Origin of the sequence: Prochlorococcus sp. MIT 1011, assembly GCF_047305235.1 — a bacterium.
Taxonomy (GTDB): domain Bacteria; phylum Cyanobacteriota; class Cyanobacteriia; order PCC-6307; family Cyanobiaceae; genus Prochlorococcus_B.
Genome location: NZ_CP138983.1, coordinates 1,129,342 through 1,147,207, shown reverse-complemented (window position 1 = coordinate 1,147,207; position 17,866 = coordinate 1,129,342). Strand labels below are relative to the sequence as shown.

The 17,866-nt window shown below is 35.5% G+C and carries 14 protein-coding genes; 11 read left to right on the top strand and 3 right to left on the bottom strand.

The features are described from left to right. The first annotated feature begins 82 nt into the window (after positions 1–82). Entirely contained in the window at positions 83–838 is a 756-nt protein-coding gene (locus tag SIB75_RS07030; RefSeq protein WP_413682589.1) for a M15 family metallopeptidase, read from the top strand. Here the strand turns inward: SIB75_RS07030 and SIB75_RS07025 are convergent. After that, positions 775–2,580: an NADPH-dependent assimilatory sulfite reductase hemoprotein subunit gene (locus SIB75_RS07025; RefSeq protein WP_413684817.1), complete on the bottom strand. Its 1,806-nt coding sequence runs from the start codon at positions 2,578–2,580 to the stop codon at positions 775–777. The two genes, SIB75_RS07030 and SIB75_RS07025, sit on opposite strands and share 64 nt — an antisense overlap. Before the next feature lie 519 nt (positions 2,581–3,099). Between SIB75_RS07025 and glyS the strand changes: the two genes are divergently transcribed. After that, positions 3,100–5,262 (top strand): glycine--tRNA ligase subunit beta, encoded by a 2,163-nt coding sequence (gene glyS / locus SIB75_RS07020; RefSeq protein WP_413682588.1) that lies wholly within the window; start codon positions 3,100–3,102, stop codon positions 5,260–5,262. 12 nt (positions 5,263–5,274) lie between these two features. Here glyS and chlP read toward each other — a convergent pair whose 3' ends face one another. Next, positions 5,275–6,609: a geranylgeranyl reductase gene (gene chlP / locus SIB75_RS07015; RefSeq protein ID WP_413682587.1), complete on the bottom strand. Its 1,335-nt coding sequence runs from the start codon at positions 6,607–6,609 to the stop codon at positions 5,275–5,277. A 137-nt stretch (positions 6,610–6,746) separates the two neighbouring features. On the opposite strand from chlP, the gene SIB75_RS07010 reads away from it, so the two are divergent. From SIB75_RS07010 to ccsB, 7 genes are all read left to right on the top strand, one after another. Next, the gene (locus SIB75_RS07010; RefSeq protein ID WP_413682586.1) at positions 6,747–7,457 is read left to right on the top strand and encodes a M15 family metallopeptidase; all 711 of its coding nucleotides are present in this window, start codon (positions 6,747–6,749) and stop codon (positions 7,455–7,457) included. 133 nt (positions 7,458–7,590) lie between these two features. Beyond that, positions 7,591–9,393 (top strand): translational GTPase TypA, encoded by a 1,803-nt coding sequence (typA, locus tag SIB75_RS07005; RefSeq protein ID WP_413682585.1) that lies wholly within the window; start codon positions 7,591–7,593, stop codon positions 9,391–9,393. Continuing rightward, on the top strand, positions 9,393–9,773 hold the full coding sequence (locus tag SIB75_RS07000; protein WP_413682584.1) for a DUF309 domain-containing protein: 381 nt from the start codon (positions 9,393–9,395) through the stop codon (positions 9,771–9,773). Before typA ends, SIB75_RS07000 begins: the two co-directional genes overlap by 1 nt. A 157-nt stretch (positions 9,774–9,930) precedes the next feature. Beyond that, complete coding sequence (locus SIB75_RS06995) at positions 9,931–11,487, top strand: hypothetical protein (protein ID WP_413682583.1); 1,557 nt, start codon at positions 9,931–9,933, stop codon at positions 11,485–11,487. 75 nt (positions 11,488–11,562) lie between these two features. After that, entirely contained in the window at positions 11,563–12,288 is a 726-nt protein-coding gene (gene lptB, locus SIB75_RS06990; protein WP_413682582.1) for an LPS export ABC transporter ATP-binding protein, read from the top strand. A 5-nt stretch (positions 12,289–12,293) separates the two neighbouring features. Beyond that, positions 12,294–13,481 (top strand): LptF/LptG family permease, encoded by a 1,188-nt coding sequence (locus SIB75_RS06985; protein ID WP_413682581.1) that lies wholly within the window; start codon positions 12,294–12,296, stop codon positions 13,479–13,481. Positions 13,482–13,519: 38 nt separating this feature from the next. Beyond that, the gene (ccsB, locus tag SIB75_RS06980; protein ID WP_413682580.1) at positions 13,520–14,467 is read left to right on the top strand and encodes a c-type cytochrome biogenesis protein CcsB; all 948 of its coding nucleotides are present in this window, start codon (positions 13,520–13,522) and stop codon (positions 14,465–14,467) included. Between the two features lie 15 nt (positions 14,468–14,482). Here ccsB and rpe read toward each other — a convergent pair whose 3' ends face one another. After that, a complete protein-coding gene (rpe, locus tag SIB75_RS06975) occupies positions 14,483–15,235 on the bottom strand; it encodes a ribulose-phosphate 3-epimerase (RefSeq protein WP_413682579.1) in 753 nt (250 codons plus the stop codon). A 200-nt stretch (positions 15,236–15,435) separates the two neighbouring features. Between rpe and glpX the strand changes: the two genes are divergently transcribed. Continuing rightward, a complete protein-coding gene (gene glpX, locus SIB75_RS06970; protein ID WP_413682578.1) occupies positions 15,436–16,440 on the top strand; it encodes a class II fructose-bisphosphatase in 1,005 nt (334 codons plus the stop codon). Between the two features lie 30 nt (positions 16,441–16,470). Continuing rightward, positions 16,471–17,796: a glutamyl-tRNA reductase gene (locus tag SIB75_RS06965; RefSeq protein WP_413682577.1), complete on the top strand. Its 1,326-nt coding sequence runs from the start codon at positions 16,471–16,473 to the stop codon at positions 17,794–17,796. Positions 17,797–17,866 lie beyond the last annotated feature (70 nt).

The following is a 17,866-nucleotide window of genomic DNA, read 5'->3' as shown; positions in this document are numbered from 1 at the left end:
ATTGAACTCATTTATTTTTACGGTTAGAATTTAATAAATATTTCGTACGTTTGAAATTTTATACTCATTTTTGCTATAAATCATGAAGTTGAGACCTTGGAACAATATAAAAATAAATGAATGTAATGAGCCTTTGATTTCAATTCCAGAAACCATATTTCGATTAACACCACATCCTTATATGTCGTTAGGTGCTCCATATTCTAATGGAGCAGATCCATGGGTTTTACGCAGGAGTGTTTTGAAAAGATTAATTCAAGCCCAGCAATATCTTTCCGAGATTAATCCTCAATTACAGTTGGCTTTGTTTGATGCCTGGAGACCAATAGCTGTCCAGAAATTCATGTTTAATCACACTATTGAAGAAACTTGTAAGTCGAAGGGGATTGATATAAATGATATCTCTGCTAAAAGAGACATTACTGATGTCATTGAAGAGGTTGGTCGTTTCTGGGCAAAACCATCATCTAATCCCCTTACGCCTCCTCCTCACAGCACAGGTTCAGCTATTGATTTGACTCTTGCAGATATGAGTGGTAATCCATTAGATCTTGGCGGAGAAATTGATTTTATTGGTGCTGAATCAACTCCTGATTTTTATAAGAAAGACTATTCCATGATGCCTTGTTCAAAACATCATGTTTTTCAAAAAAGAAGATCTCTTTTATATTCAGTTATGTCACAGGCTGGATTTGTTCAACACCCAAACGAGTGGTGGCATTTTAGTTATGGAGATCAATTATGGTCCTGGTTAAGCAAGCAAGGTAATGCTATCTATGGAGCAGCATTTGAGGTAAGCAAAGACATTACGCTTTCAGTGCCAAGTTTAGTGACATGATCTCCAAGGCTTGATGAAGTCCCAGTGTTTTTCCAGCTAAGGAATAATGGCTCTAATGTTTTTTCCAATTCATTTATAGACATCTTTTGTAAATATGGGGTTGCCAACCTTTTTAAATTAGTACTACCACCAAGCCATAGTTGGTATTGATTTAAACCACTACCAACAAGAGCTAATTCTGCCATGTATGGGCGAGCACATCCATTTGGACAGCCTGTTACTCTGATTAAGATTGATTTATTGATTTCTAGAATTCTTAATTGATTGTTTATTCGCTCCAACAGCTCTGGTAAAAATCTCTCTGCTTCTGTCATTGCAAGTCCACATAATGGAAGAGCTGGACAAGCGATTGCATGCCTGGCTATTGGATCTGGGCTCCCTGGATCTGAAAAACCTATATTAATTAATGCATTCTTTACACTGGCTTTTTGATAATTTCCAATGTTGCACAATAAAAGATCTTGGTTAGGAGTTAAGCGTACATCCAAGGCATATTTTTCAACTATATTTCTGAGCTCTTTCTTTATCTCTCCTGTAAGTCTGCCTGATAATAGTGGTAGCCCAACAAACCATAATTTGTCAGTTTGTTGATGCCAGCCTAAATAATCTTCAAGTATTGTATCCCCTTCGTGCTTAAGGGTGTCAATTCGTTTTGTAAAATATTTAGTTGTTAACTGCTTCTTAAACCAATCCACACCCATGTCATGCAAAACATATTTAAGTCTTGAGTGTCTTCTCGTTTTTCTATCTCCATAATCTCTTTGAAGAGCGAGAATAGATTGAACAAGCTCTAATATGTATTTACCTTCTACAAAACCAATAGGATCTGCGACCCTCGCGAATGTCGTATCTAAATTATGTGTTCTACCCATACCTCCTCCTACGTAGACATTACATCCTTCTAAAACTCCTTTTGCATTCGTGAAAGTCACTAGACCTATGTCATGAGTAAGGATATCTACAGAGTTATCTCCTGGTACTGTAGTTGCGCATTTGAATTTTCTTGGTAAGTAGGTTGCACCATACAAAGGTTCATTTTTGTCCCCACTAAAAACACCATGATTTCGTTGCAGCTTTCTGCTTTTTTTTACTTCAGGCGATGGCTTGATAGCATATTTCATCTCGCCATCAACCCATAAATCAATGTATGTTTTCTCTGCTTTTTGGGGTGATAAAACATCGGCAATATCATTAGCTAATTTTCTCGCAGCGGGATATGATCCTTTTTCGTAAGGAGCAGCTGGAGCCATTACATTTCTATTGACGTCTCCACAAGCCGCGAGGGTAGATCCCATCGACTTCACTATTGTTCCTATTACTTCTTTAATATTGTCTTTTTTTATTCCATGCATTTGGAAGCATTGACGTGTGGTCGCTCTAAGCGTTTTATTACCTAGTCGATCAGATAGATCATCTAATGCTATGAAAAGGGGGCCTGGGACTAAACCAGCTGGATTTCTTAGCCTCAGCATCATTTGCCAATCTTTACCTGTGCCGCCTCTTTTTCTATGTTCCCGATCATCTTGTTGATAACTACCATGAAATTTTAGTAGTTGTACTGCATCGTTTGTAAAGTGATCGCTGTCGTTTATCAATTCACTTTGAAGAGGCTCGTTTAAATAATTACTATCGGCTTTAAATTGTTCAAATTTCGCTCGGGGGGAATTATTAGCGATGCAAGGTGAAGGAACAGTCTCTTCTTTCTCTACAGAATGTTTACTTTCATTTTCTTCAAAATTCATCAAAGCTTCAATAGCTGCATTACTGAATCCAGCATCTTTTAAGTCTTTTTCTATATTTTTAGGAGCTTCTTTTGAATTACTTTTTTTAATTGCCTCGAGTCTTATTCCTTTAGGTAATGATTTATTTATCTGGTTTGCTTCTTCTTCTCTGAGCTTTTCATCGAATTTTTGTTGAATAGCTATTTCTGCTGAGCTTATATTCTTTTCGGCTTCTTCTTTAGTGTTACCTATCTTTTTTACAACATCACATGTTCCAAAAGCATCCCTTAATTTACCTCTTGGTACAGCAACCCTGAGGTAAAAACCAGATCTTCCAGGTATTTCTATGATCTTGGGCAATGGTACCTACACCGGTACCTACACTGTATCATTTTTCTTGTTAGTTGGTGCTTAATTGTTCAAATCAAGCCATGAGTAATAAAAGATGCGTTCATTTTAGATTAAATTTTTTCTAGGACACAGAATGTAGAAGTAATTCAGATTTAGATCTAATCTTGTTAGAAACATAGGGAAATTTTTTTGTCTACTTACCTTTTAGAAATCGGAACTGAGGAATTACCAGCTGATTTGGCTGAATCTGTTATTTCCCAGCTTGAGATGAATGTAAGTAATGACTTGAATTCTTCTAAAATAAAATTTAGTGAAATAAGAGTTACTACTACCCCCAGAAGAATTGGATTAACGATCGAAGGGCTTGCTCCATTTTCTGAGGATAATATTGCGGAACGAAAAGGTCCTCCTGTTTCTCAAGCTTTTCAAAATGGAAAACCTACAAAAGCAGCAATTGGTTTTGCTAGAAGATATGACGTTTCTCCTGAAAAATTAGAGATTCGAGAAACGCCTAAGGGTTCATTCGTTTTCGCTAAATTAATTGAGAAAGGCAAGCCAATTGAGAGTTTGTTAGCTGAATATTTACCTGGATGGATCACGAAAATTCAAGGAAGAAGATTTATGAGATGGGCTAAAGGTGATTTTCGCTTTTCGAGACCTATCCGTTGGATTGTTTCTTTGATTGACTCAGAAGTTTTACCCTTTCGTATTTCAGGTTGTGATCCAGAAATTCAAATTGGCAATATCTCAAGAGCACATAGGTTGCATGGATCAGAATTAGAAATTAAAAATGCGAAAACTTACTTTGATCAATTGCAGGATGCGGGAGTAACAGTTGACAGGAATAGTCGCCTTTCACATATCAATGATTTAGTTCTTAATCACGAAAAACTCAAAAAAGTTAAGCCAGATCTGACTGAACCCCTTTTAAATGAGCTGACAGATTTAGTTGAGTCTCCTTTGCTTGTGACTGGGAGTTTTGATGAATATTTCCTCGATTTACCCCCTGAGGTTTTGTCCACAGTCATGAAGAATCATCAACGATACATACCCATATACAAAGTAAATGTTGAGATTGACCCTTTGTCACTTGACTCTAGAAATATATTACTTCCTAGCTTTTTGTGTATTAGTAATGGATTATCTTCAGCAAAAGAAAATATTATTTTAGGAAATGAAAAAGTATTAAAAGCTAGGTTTTCTGATGCTTCATTTTTTATAAAATCAGATTTATTAATCAATAGCTCTTCACGTATTAATAAATTAAAAGATGTAACCTTTGCTGAAGGATTAGGTTCTCTATATGACCGTGTAGATCGGATTGAATGGCTTACTAAATTATTAACATCAAAACTTAAATTTGACCAAGAGGATATTGAAAAATCTATTAAAGTTGCACATTTTTCTAAACATGATTTGGTTAGCAATATGGTTGACGAATTTCCAGAGTTGCAGGGATTTATTGGGTCTAAATATTTACTTCATGAGGGTGAATCCAGAGATGTCTGCCTTGGCGTTTTAGAACATTACAAACCTAAAGGAACAGCAGACTCTCTTCCATCAAATAACCTTGGCAATGCGGTTTCATTGGCTGAACGCTTTGAATTGCTTTTCAGCATTTATGCTAAGGGTGAAAGACCTTCTGGCTCATCTGATCCATACGCCTTGAGAAGGGCTGCTAATGGAATATTGTTGATTTTATGGAGTAAAGATTGGCAATTAAATATCAATGAAATATTAAATGATTCACTTATTTATTGGGAGAAACTTTTCCCTTCTCTCTCTATTAATATAAGTAATCTTACAATCGAGTTAAAGGATTTCTTTCGTCAAAGAAGCATTAGTTTATTAGAAGAGAAAGACATTGACTTTGATATTATTCAGGCTGTTTCGGGTGACACAAGCTTAATATCAAAATTATTAGATGATCCAACAGATGTTTATTTTCGTGCCTTATTATTAATGGATATGAGGAAAAATAATACACTTAATTTGTTGCAAACTGTTGTCACTAGAGCCTCTAAGTTAGCAGCTAAAAGTTCTATCGCTAACGACGTAATAGATCCTTCTGGTTTTGTACATAATTCGCTATTTGAAAAAGAGTGCGAAAGCGAAATGTTTAATGTTTTGGAGAAATTAAAGCCTCTAGCTATAAACTGTGATCGTGATAAATATAAGTTGTTAGCTGATGGTTTAGTTTCAAGTGCAGAAACTTTAGCCAATTTTTTTGATGGAGAAGGGAGTGTAATGGTTATGACGGATGATATTAATCTAAGAAATAATAGGCTTAATCTATTGACGATACTTAGAAATCAGTCCTTGATACTTGCTGATTTCAGCAAGCTTAGTTAATTAATTTTGCTATTATTTTTTACTAGTTTTAATACCACCTTTAATTGAACTCACTGCTAACATTTTATTAACTTCTTTATCATCTCTAACAGCACTTGGTACTGGCTTATATGTGCTTGGTGCTAGTGCTTTACCTCTTAAAACAGATCCAATTGTTAATAGGGTAAGTTTTAATTGTTGAAGCGGCTTCATGGCAACTACAGTTTTATAGAGATAACTATCAAATGTAAGTCTTTGAACATCCATGTCACCACACATCTCTACAAAGGCTTCCCTTGCTCCATCACTGGTATAGAAAATTCTTTGGAGAATATCTAAAACTGTATAAGTGGTTCCATACTTTTTATCCCATTTCTTTAAATATTTTTTGAGATCATTTTCTGTGGGTATTATTTTCCCATTTTGACTTGATTCAACAATTTGCTCGGCACACATTCTTCCACTTTTAGCAGCGAAATAAATTCCTTCTCCTGAGCTTTTGGTTACATAACCTGCTGCATCTCCAACTAAAGCCATTCTTCCAACAACTCTTCTTGGCCTTGGATGTTCAGGGATTGGATGAGCTTCTACTTTGATGACTTCTCCGTTTACGAGCCTCTTCTTTGCTCTCTCTCTGACACCAATCTGAAGGCTTTTTATCAAACCACCATTTTGTTTCATTGTCCCTGTTCCAGCTGCAACATGGTCATATTTGGGAAACACCCAACCATAGAAATCTGGTGATACATCAGTACCTACATACATTTCTGCCCTGTCTTCGTAATACTTCATTTCCTCTTTAGGAAGTTTTATCCTTTCTTGAATTGCTACTGCATAGTTGTAATCACCAGCATCCATTGCTTTTGCAACTCTGCTTGTTGCACCATCTGCCCCAACAATTAAATCCACCTCAAGTTGCTTACCTTTCTCTTCAGTTTGGTCATTTAGTGTTTCGGTGTAATGAAGAGTATATGGACCTTGTTTATTAGTACCAGTTTCTATTTTTGATACCAATCCATTTACTAATGTTGCGCCAAGTTCTGCTGCGCGATTTCTCATGAATGAATCCATGACTTCACGCCTCAACATGCCTATATATTCTTTGTCGCTTCCTGGATAAATATCATCCAAAATAATATCTACTTCTCTATTTGATGGGGATATCATTTTCATGTTCCTGACTTTCCGATCAATAATTGATTCAGGAAGGTCAAATTCAGAAACCATACATAATGGTATTGCTCCTCCACATGGTTTTGCATTGTCAAGCTTTCTCTCGAAAATCCATGTTTTAACACCTGCCTTAGCTAAAATTTCTGCAGCGCATGATCCACTTGGACCACCACCAATAACAGCAACTCTTAACATCTTTGGATGAAAAATTTAGTTCTCTATATATAAAACTTACATCCTTATCTCATAGAAAGTATAAAGATTAGAGATACTCGTTACTATCGAAACATCATTTTTGTGAATCCCAATTGTTTTGACCATAAGCAGATCGTATGAATTATCAAGATGACATCCCTCTGGCCAAAAGGATTAGATCCATCAAAACCCTTTCTAACAAATCTTTTTTGCTTTTAGGACTTCTATTAGTTGGCCTTTCTATATCGTTTAGCTTTTTAGCTAATAAATCATTTTTACGTCAAACAAAATCTTTAGATAATACGATTAGCTCCTCTAAGACAAAACAAAATAAAAGTTTGTTGGGACATCTTCCTTATCCTGAGGCTTCAAAAAATGAGTTAATTCTTTTCTCTCCAGGTATTTTCGTTCATAAAGAAATTTATGAAAATTTTAAGGAAATGCAACTTAGGGCAGCCCAAAGAGGGATTTCTTTACAACTATTAAGTGGTTATAGATCAATTGATTTGCAAAGAGATATTTTTTATGAAAATAAATCCATTAGGAATCAAACTGCTGTTGAGCGTTCTATGGTCTCAGCTCCTCCTGGTTATTCTGAACACAGTACAGGATATGCAATCGATGTTGGTGATGGGAACTATCCAGATACTCATTTTGAGGTTGAATTTGAGCAAACGCCTGCTTTTAAATGGATGAAGAGGTTTGCCCCCAAGTATCATTTTGTTCTTTCTTTTCCACCCAACAACAAACAAGGAGTAGCTTATGAGCCTTGGCATTGGAGATTTGAAGGGACTGTTAATGCTTTGAGGAAATTTGAACCTGCCAATAAAATTATAAAATTCAAATAATTTTGACTTAATCTTTATTTATTTCTACTTTCATATTCGATATTTTAATTGGCATTTAAAAGATCTAAATGAAGTCATGGTGAGATATCCTTTATGTTCGAATTAATTCAGAGAAAATTTTATTTTTTAAATTATGAGTTTTGATATACAAGCCATAAGGAATATCGCAATAATTGCCCACGTTGATCATGGTAAGACAACTTTGGTTGATGCACTTTTAAGCCAATCTGGGACTTTTCGAGATAACGAGGAAGTCCCAACTTGTGCAATGGATTCAAATGATTTGGAACGTGAAAGAGGGATAACAATTCTTTCTAAAAATACAGCTGTTACATATAACGACACGCGAATAAACATTGTTGACACACCAGGTCACGCTGATTTTGGCGGAGAAGTCGAGAGGGTTTTGGGTATGGTAGATGGCTGTCTTCTTGTCGTTGATGCCAATGAGGGGCCAATGCCTCAAACTCGATTCGTTTTAAAAAAAGCTTTAGAGCAGGGCTTGAGACCTATTGTTTTTGTGAATAAAATTGATCGTGCAAGAGTAGAACCTGAAACCGCGGTAGATAAAGTTTTAGATCTATTTTTGGAATTAGGAGCTGATGATGATCAATGTGATTTTCCTTATTTATTTGGAAGTGGATTAGGCGGTTTTGCGAAGACTGAAGTGAAAAGCGAAAGTGATAATATGAAACCATTATTTGAAGCAATTATTAGACAAGTTCCTCCTCCTGTTGGCGATCAGAATAAGCCTTTGCAATTACAAGTCACCACTCTTGATTACTCTGATTTTTTAGGTACAATTATTATTGGAAGAGTACATAATGGTGTAATTAAAAATGGCCAAAGGACTTGTTTGATAAAAGAAGATGGTAGTTTAAAAAAAGGAAGGATTAATAAATTATTAGGATTTAAGGGATTAAAAAGAATTGAAATAGATGAAGCAAATGCTGGAGATATAGTTGCTTTGGCTGGATTTGAAGATGTCTCTATTGGAGAAACTGTTGCCTGTCCTGATGAACCGAAGCCTTTACCTCTAATAAAGGTAGATGAGCCAACATTGCAGATGACTTTTGTTGTAAATGATTCCCCATTTGCGGGGAAAGAGGGCAAGTTTGTAACCAGTCGTCAGTTGAAGGATCGTTTGAAAAAAGAACTTCTTACGAATGTTGCATTAAGAGTCGAGGATACAGATTCACCTGATCGCTTTTCTGTTAGCGGGAGAGGTGAGTTACATCTAGGAATTCTTATAGAGACAATGCGAAGAGAAGGGTATGAATTTCAAGTTTCTCAACCACAGGTCATTTTTAGGACAATTGATGAAATAAAGTGCGAACCGGTTGAGACCCTAGTTCTTGATGTCCCTGAGGCTTCTATTGGGGCTTGTATTGAAAGCCTTGGAGTAAGAAAAGGTGAAATGCAAAATATGGAAACTGGGGCTGATCATCGAACCCAGCTTGAATTTGTTATCCCATCGAGAGGCTTAATTGGATTTAGGGGTGAATTTATTCGTGCAACAAGAGGTGAAGGTATTATGAGTCATTCCTTTTTTGAATACAGGCCATCTGTAGGAGATTTCGAACAAAGGAGAAATGGAGTTCTAATTTCATTTGAAGAGGGTGTTGCTACTTTCTATTCCTTAAAAAATGCAGAAGACCGAGGACAATTTTTTATTACTCCTGGAGCCAAAGTTTATAAAGGAATGATTATCGGGGAGAATAATCGCCCACAAGATCTTGAATTAAATATTTGCAAGGCCAAGCAACTTACCAATATGCGATCAGCGGGTGCAGATGAACTAGATCAATTGCAATCTCCAATTGAAATGACATTAGAAAGAGCTCTTGAATACATTGGACCAGGAGAGATGTTGGAAGTTACTCCTGAATCTATAAGGTTGAGAAAAATTAATGCAAAGAAAAATTTGAAAAAATAATGACTCTCATAGATAAACATGATGGTTTATTTATAAATGATTATCGTTTTGAAATAGGAATGAAATTATTTAATTCTTGTCAGTGGTACAAATCTCACGATGTTTTTGAAGAGATATGGCATGAGACTGGCGGACCTGAAAGGCAATTATTGCAGGGCATATTGCAAGTTGCTGTTGCTCAAGTACATTTAGAAAATAGCAATATAAATGGTGCAACGATACTTTATGGAGAAGCATTGGGTAGGTTAAGAAGATTTCAATTAACTAATTTAGGATTAGATATTGTAGGACTTTGTGAATGCGTTAGTAGAAGATTGGAATTTCTTCAACTTGGTAAGGACATAGATTGTTGCAGCGTGCCAGTTCTCTATTTCCTTTAAAAACTTTGTTAAGTCTATTACAATTTTTTTATTGAAAGTGAGATGATTTCATATAATTTTTTCATGTAATGTTTTTGGCTTTGCTAAAATCTTGAATGAAATTAAAAAAACATTATATTAATTCAAATATATAGATCGACATTTCTTGTAATTTAAAATGGAATTTAAAAGAATCAATCAAATACAATTACCCGATAAGAATTTTTATGAGATATTCCTACCTATCTTATTTATAGTAATAGGGTTATTCGGTGCATTCAATCATGCTCTTTGGAGAGATGAGATGCAAGGATGGCTAGTAGCTTGGCAGAGTGATAACTTGATAGATTTATGGAAAAATAACGCACCATCTGGACATCCTATCCTCTGGTCATTATTAATTTATTTTTCGAAAAATATTACTGGTACCCCAATAAGTATGCAACTTTTGCATTGGGTTTTAGGTAGTTCGGCTATTTTAATTTTTTGGAGATTTAGTCCTTTTAATCTATTGACTAAATCTTTATTTACTTTTGGATACTTTCCTTTTTGGGAATATTTTTTTGTGAGTCGTCATTACGTAATTGCAGAATTAATAATCTTTATTTTTTGCTCTATTTATCATTTGAAAGAGAGAACATACATCCCTTTTGCTTTATGTATAGGACTTTTGGCTAATACACAAGCTTTGTCCTGGTCACTAGCATTTGCTATCGGAATAACGCTTGTCTTTGATTGGTTTGTAAACCCACAGCAAAGAGAAAATTATATGAGAAATAAAAAATGGATTTATGATTTGATTTCAAGTATCACTATTACCTTTTCATTATTGTGTTTCGGAGCTTTTAGTCTTTTTCAAGTCAGAGATTCAGTTGAATTAGTATCTTCCTTTCTCGATTTTCGGCATTTTCTTAGAGTATGTGGACAGCTTTTTGGTGGATATGTTCTCATTATTCCTGACTCAAGTAGCTTTTTTGATTTAAGTTTATGTGCCTTAATTACTTCATTTTTGCTATTAAGTACTATTACTTTTATTAAACGTTACCCTTTATCCTTAACTTATTTTTTTAGTGGTTTAGTTTTTTTATTTCTTTTTAATTATTTTTTATATTTGGGTATTGGATCAAGACATTATGGCTATTATTTCCTTTTGATTATCTCATCAGTCTGGTTATCAAAATCTAATCAAGACCAACAATTTATTTCATCTAGTGATCAAAATCTATTCACTAAGGGTAATTTATTTTATTTCCCTGGCTTGTTAACTGTTTGTTTAACTATTCATATGGTTGTTGGTGTACATATGGTTTTCAATGATTTTCTTTTGCCTTATTCAAGTGGAAAGGAAACTGCCCAATATATACAAGCTAACGGTTGGCAGGATTTCCCAATATTTGCGACCAGAGATGTCGAGGTTGCAACTGTATCAGGATACCTTGATAGAGAATTTTATTTACCTGAGTTGAATGGTTTAGGAAGTTATGCGCAGTGGGCGAATAGGGTTACATTAGAAAGAACTAAGACATTAGATGAAGTTCAAGTTTATTTAGAGAAATTTCCTAAAGTAAATAAATTATTACTACTTTTAAGTAAGCGATCAGCTATTAAGAATCTGGAGCCAGGTGAATCTCTTTACTTTGATAAATTTAGTGTATTTGCAGATTCTAAATTTGAGAATTCTTTTCATGATTCAGAGAAATTCTACTTGTATTGGGTTGAGAGGATTATTGATTAATTTTGTATATGTTAGGTATAATTTGTTATCAAATAATTCTTATGTATAAGCTTTCCCCTTATAGGTTTTACTGAAATGACTCTACTTATTGAGAGTTTGAATTTAACCTTATCCCATAGAACTATTGTAAAAGAGGTTACTTTAAATGTTAAGCCTGGGGAGGTGGTTGGTCTTTTGGGACCAAATGGCGCAGGTAAGACGAGTACTTTTAATATGATCGTGGGGTTGATTAAGCCAAACAAAGGAAATATCTACTTGGACGGAAAGTGTATAAGAAACTTATCTATGACAAAAAGAGTTCAACTGGGTATTGGTTATTTACCCCAAGAACCAAGTGTCTTTAGGAACCTCACAGTTATTGAGAATTTGGATATTGCTCTTTCTCAAGCTAACTTATCAATTTCTTTATATAGGAATAAGCGTGAAGAATTGATTGAGGAATTTAATTTGGCATCTTTTCTTGATCGTTTTGGTCATCAACTTTCAGGTGGGGAAAGACGCAGGTGTGAAGTGGCCAGAGCTTTAGCCGTTGGACGATTAGGTCCGAAATATTTACTTTTAGATGAGCCTTTTGCAGGGATTGATCCTATAGCTATTAATGACCTACAGAATTTAATTAGTAATTTAAAAAATAAAAATATAGGAATATTAATTACTGATCACAATGTTAGAGCAACGTTGGCGATAACTAACCGCTCTTATATCCTTAACAATGGAGAAATCCTTGCTGATGGATCTTCTAACAAACTCAGAAGAAATCAAGTAGTTAAAGAAAATTATCTTGGTAATTCATTTGATTAACTATTATGTTTAATAATCTACTTTTTTTTACAAGATTTCAGAATTTATTAAAAAGAAAGTGGAAATTAATTCCGTTGTTAGATAGGTGGATATTTTTTGAATTATTACCACCTCTGTTTTTTTCGATAGCCTCTTTTACTGTAGTTTCTCTTTCTTTAGGCGTTATCTTCGATCTTATAAGGAAAATAGTTGAGATTGGACTTCCCTTGTCAATTGCTATTCAGATTTTAATGTTAAAGCTACCTAGCTTTATTGTTATTTCATTCCCAATGGCAATGTTACTTTCAACATTATTAGCTTATGGAAGTCTTAATGATAATAGTGAAATTAAGGCTTTAAAAAGTATTGGTATATCAATTTATAGACTCATATTGCCAGGTCTAATCTTGTCAATTTTTATGTCATATATGACTTTCATCTTTAATAATAATATTGTTCCAATAGCAAATAAAAATGCTGAAATAGTTTTAGCAAATTCTTTAGGAAGATCTTTTGCAGATGAACAGGGAGAAGATATAATCTTTTCAAAGAAAGGCGAAGTTGTAGATCCATATTCCAACTACAAAAAAAGAGGAGTTACACATCTTTTTTATGCTCGAAGATTTTTTGATGGACAGATGTTGGATGTCACAGTAATTGATTTTTCGAAAAGAGGTTTTACTCAGATGCTTAAGGCAAAAAAAGGAATTTGGAATAGTGATAAAAATAATTGGGAATTTTTTGAAGGAGATATTTTGACCTTAATTCCTGATGGAAGTAATACAAGGACTAAATTCTTGAGTTTTTTATATCCATTAGGAACTGAACTTACAACAATTGCTCAATTGCCCAAAGATGCAAATGATATGAACCTTGGAGAGGCGAAAACTGCCATGGAGCTATATCAAAGTAGTGGAAATATTAAAGAAGCAAGAAAAATGAAGGTAAGAATTCAAGAAAAATTTACTTTGCCTATTGCTTGTTCAGTTTTTGCTTTGATTGGTTGTAGCTTTGGAGTAATGCAAAAACAAGGAGGAGGTAGAAGTCAAAGTTTCGGATTAAGTATTATTTTGATACTTATTTATTACATTTTGAGTTTTAGTTTTAGCTCTCTTGGAGTCAAAGGCATAATTATTCCTTTTTTTGCTGCTTGGACTCCTGTTTTTTTGTCTATGTTAGGAGGAGGTTTTTTGTTAAAACAGGCAAGCAAATGATCTGGTCTTTTTAAGGAAACTCCGTATCTTTAATATCTATGCTTGATTCTCGCTTAAATATCTCTTCTTTTGATCCTGTCATTCTCCTTGGGGTTGTTGCTTTCTTTTCCCTATTAATTGCCTTGCCTATTTCATTTTGGTCAGTTGCTGGGAGCAGCAATTCCTCCAAAGCTAGATTTTTAGTTGCAGTAGCAAATCTTCTCCTAACTACTCAATTGATTTTGAGATGGTGGCAATCGGGACATTTCCCAATTAGCAATCTCTATGAATCACTCTGCTTCTTGACTTGGGGTTGTTCGTTGACTCAACTATTCGTAGAAAGGGCATGGCGTTCTCCAATAGTTTCTGCAGTTGCAACTCCTATCTCATTGCTTTCAATAGGTTTTGCTAGCTTTGTTTTGCCAGAGAATTTGCAATCCTCGGCTCCTTTGGTTCCAGCACTTCGTTCCAGTTGGTTGGTAATGCATGTGAGTGTAATTATGTGTTCTTACGCTGCATTACTAATAGGTTCAATTTTGTCTTTTGGAGTATTTCTTGTTGATTCGAATAAGCAATTTAATATTCGAAATAGCTCTATTGGTTCTGGTTTATTTAGGCAAAGTTCTAAATTATATTTAAATGAAAGTAATGAGAATTTAAATTCAATTCAACCTGTTGAATTTACTAATGCAGAGCAACTTGATTCTTTAAGTTATAGATCAATAACTGCTGGGTTTTTGTTGCTTACAGTTGGTCTAATTAGCGGTGCTGTTTGGGCTAATGAGGCGTGGGGAAGTTGGTGGAGTTGGGACCCTAAAGAGACTTGGGCTTTGATATGTTGGTTAGTCTATGCTGCTTATCTGCATACAAGATTGACAAAAGGCTGGGAGGGTAAAAAGCCTGCATTAGTTGCTATAGCAGGCTTTTTTGTTATCATTGTTTGCTATATTGGAGTTAATCTTCTTGGGGTTGGCTTGCACAGTTATGGTTGGTTTTTTGATACATAATTAATAATTCATTAACTATTTTTCTACAATTATTCCATTTTGTGCATCATTGGCAACTTTTCTTAGAGCATCACATCCTTCTTTAAGTGTTGGATAAGCAAACATACCACTTCCCGCAATGAAACAGTTTGCTCCTGCAGCACAGCATTGAGATAATGACCAATCTGCTTTTATTCCTCCGTCAACTTCTATATCTACGTTGTATCCATTCTCTAAGATTAGTTTTCTTAATTGAGTAATTTTGTTGAGCATTGTTGGTATGTATGCTTGCCCACCAAATCCGGGGTTGACAGTCATTACTAATACGTGATCAACCATGTCAAGGACATCCTTAACCATATCCATTGGAGTATGAGGATTAAGCGCTACTGAGGGAGAACCTCCTAATTGACGAATCTTGCCAAGAATTCGATGAAGATGAACATTTGCTTCAGCATGAGCAATTACAACCCCTGGCTCTCCGTTTGCACCCTTACTTGCTTCTACATATCCCTCAAGCATGGTTTCACAATTGTATTGACTCACCATTAACTGAGTCTCAAATGGAACTTTGCAATACTTTCTACATGCAGAAATCATTTCTGGTCCGAAGGTGAGATTGGGTACAAAGTTCCCATCCATCACATCAAATTGAATTCTGTCCACACCTGCTAATTCAAGGTCTTTCACGCACTGACCCATATTTGCCCAGTCTGCAGGCAAGACTGAAGGGATTATTTGAACTGGACGGTGTTCAGAAAAAATTGCTGATGAAATGGATTGGATCATTGTTTTTTGTCTTATGCCAGAGATTCTATTAATTCATGGTCACAAGTTCTAGTGTGACCTTGCACTGATACAGTAATTATCTCTTATCAACAGATAATAAGTTTTTTGTGAGTACTTTTTTCTAAGCATTTTTCAATGCCCTCAATTACTTACAATATTGTCTGCCTTAAGGCGTAAATTTCTTTACCTAGCTGCAAAAAGTGGATCGTACTCTCGTCCAAGAAATTCTTGAAGTAGTTGAGCAAGCTGCAATTGCTTCGGCTCAATTGACTGGTTTGGGTCAAAAAGATGAGGCTGATGCCGCTGCCGTAGAGGCAATGCGAAAGAGAATGGGAACGATTCAGATGCAGGGAAGGATCGTTATTGGAGAAGGAGAAAGAGACGAAGCTCCAATGCTTTATATCGGAGAAGAAGTTGGATCAGGCAAAGGACCTGGAGTTGATTTCGCTGTAGATCCATGTGAAGGGACAAATTTATGTGCTAACAGCCAGCGTGGATCCATGGCTGTTTTGGCAGCCTCAGATAGGGGAGGTTTGTTCAATGCTCCTGATTTCTATATGAATAAATTAGCTGCTCCTCCAGCAGCTAAGGGTAAAGTTGATATTAGAAAAACTCCTACAGAAAATATAAAAATCTTGAGTGATTGCCTGGGTATAGCAATTAGTGATTTAACTATTGTTGTTATGGATAGAGCTAGACATAAAAATTTGGTTTCCGAAATCAGATCTACTGGTGCGAGGATTCAGCCTATTTCAGATGGAGATGTCCAGGCCGCGATAGCCTGTGGTTTTGAGGGGACTGGTACGCATTGCTTAATGGGTATTGGTGCCGCTCCTGAGGGTGTTATTTCAGCGGCTGCCATGAGGGCACTAGGGGGGCATTTTCAGGGACAACTTGTTTATGATCCTGCAATAGCTCAAACATCAGAGTGGGCAGACTATACAAAAGAGGGAAACATCAAAAGATTGAATGAAATGGGCATTACTGATATTGACAAGATCTACGAAGCAAATGAACTTGCCTCAGGAGAAAATGTTGTTTTTGCTGGTAGTGGAATAACAGATGGATTGCTTTTTGATGGTGTTAAATTTGAAAAAGATTGCACTAGAACTAGTAGCCTTGTTATTAGTACTCTTGATCAATCAGCAAGATTTACCAATACGGTTCACATCAAAGATGGTGCTCAAAGCATCTCTTTGAAGTGATTTTTAAGTAATTGAAGTAAGGGGCTATTTATGCATATTGCTGTCGTCGGTCTTAGCCATCGCACGGCCCCAGTAGAAGTGCGCGAAAAGCTAAGTATCCCGGAAGAACTTATTGAAAAATCTTTTAATAATTTAAAGAAAATTGATCAAATACTTGAAGTCTCCATATTGAGCACATGTAACAGGCTTGAAATTTATAGCTTAGTTAAGGACCCTCAATTAGGAATAGATTCTATTAAATCTTTTCTTCTTGATTTTTCTGGCCTTGAGGATGAGATTCTTTCCCCACACTTATTTAACTATATCCAAGAGAAAGCTGTTTCTCATGTGATGAGGGTCTCTGCTGGTTTGGATAGTTTGGTTTTAGGGGAGGGACAGATCTTGTCTCAAGTAAAAAAAATGGTCCGTCTTGGCCAAGACCATCAAAGCTTAGGTCCTATTTTGAATAGATTATTAACTCAGGCAGTTAGTACTGGTAAACGCGTAAGAAGCGAGACAAATCTTGGAACTGGAGCAGTTTCTATAAGTTCTGCGGCTGTAGAACTTGCACAATTAAAACTTGGTCAAGCGCACGGAAGGGATCAATTGATGACTTTAGAGACTGAAAAGGTTGCTGTTGTTGGCGCTGGAAGGATGAGTCGTTTGTTGCTTCAACATCTCCAATCAAAAGGATGCTCTTCACTGACTCTTCTAAATCGAACTAAGAAAAGGGCTGAGGACCTATCAGTAGCGTTTCCGGATATTAAAATTGATTGTCAATTGATTGATGAGCTTGATAGTTGCCTTTCTCACAGTACCCTTGTATTTACAAGTACAGCTGCTAATGAACCAATTATTGATGCTGAAAAATTAATAAAAATCGATAGAAAACCTTTACTTAGACTTATTGATATTGGAGTTCCGAGAAATATATCTTCAGATGCTAAATCAGTCTCTGGAATTGAATCTCATGATGTTGATGATCTTCAAGAAGTCGTTTCAAGAAATCAAGAAGCAAGACAAAAGCTCGCCCTAGAGGCAGAAGGATTGATAGAGGAAGAATGTCGAATCTTTCTAGAATGGTGGGATAGTTTAGCGGCTGTTCCTACTATTAATTGCCTTAGATCTGTTTTGGAGTCAATCAGAAAAGAAGAACTCCAGAAGGCATTAAGCAGGATGGGACCAGATTTCTCCGCTAGAGAACGAAAAGTTGTTGAGGCCTTAAGCAAGGGCATCATTAATAAAATACTTCACACTCCAGTAACAAAATTAAGAGCACCTCAATCAAGAAATGATCGTAGAGATTCTCTTGATGTGATTGAAAAACTGTTTAATCTGGATGTTTCTAGTTCTTTAAACAAGCCTAAAAACAACTGATATTGTTATTTACATTTGAAATTTTTACTACTTATCACTTTTTACTGGATTAATGAGCACTCTATCCAGT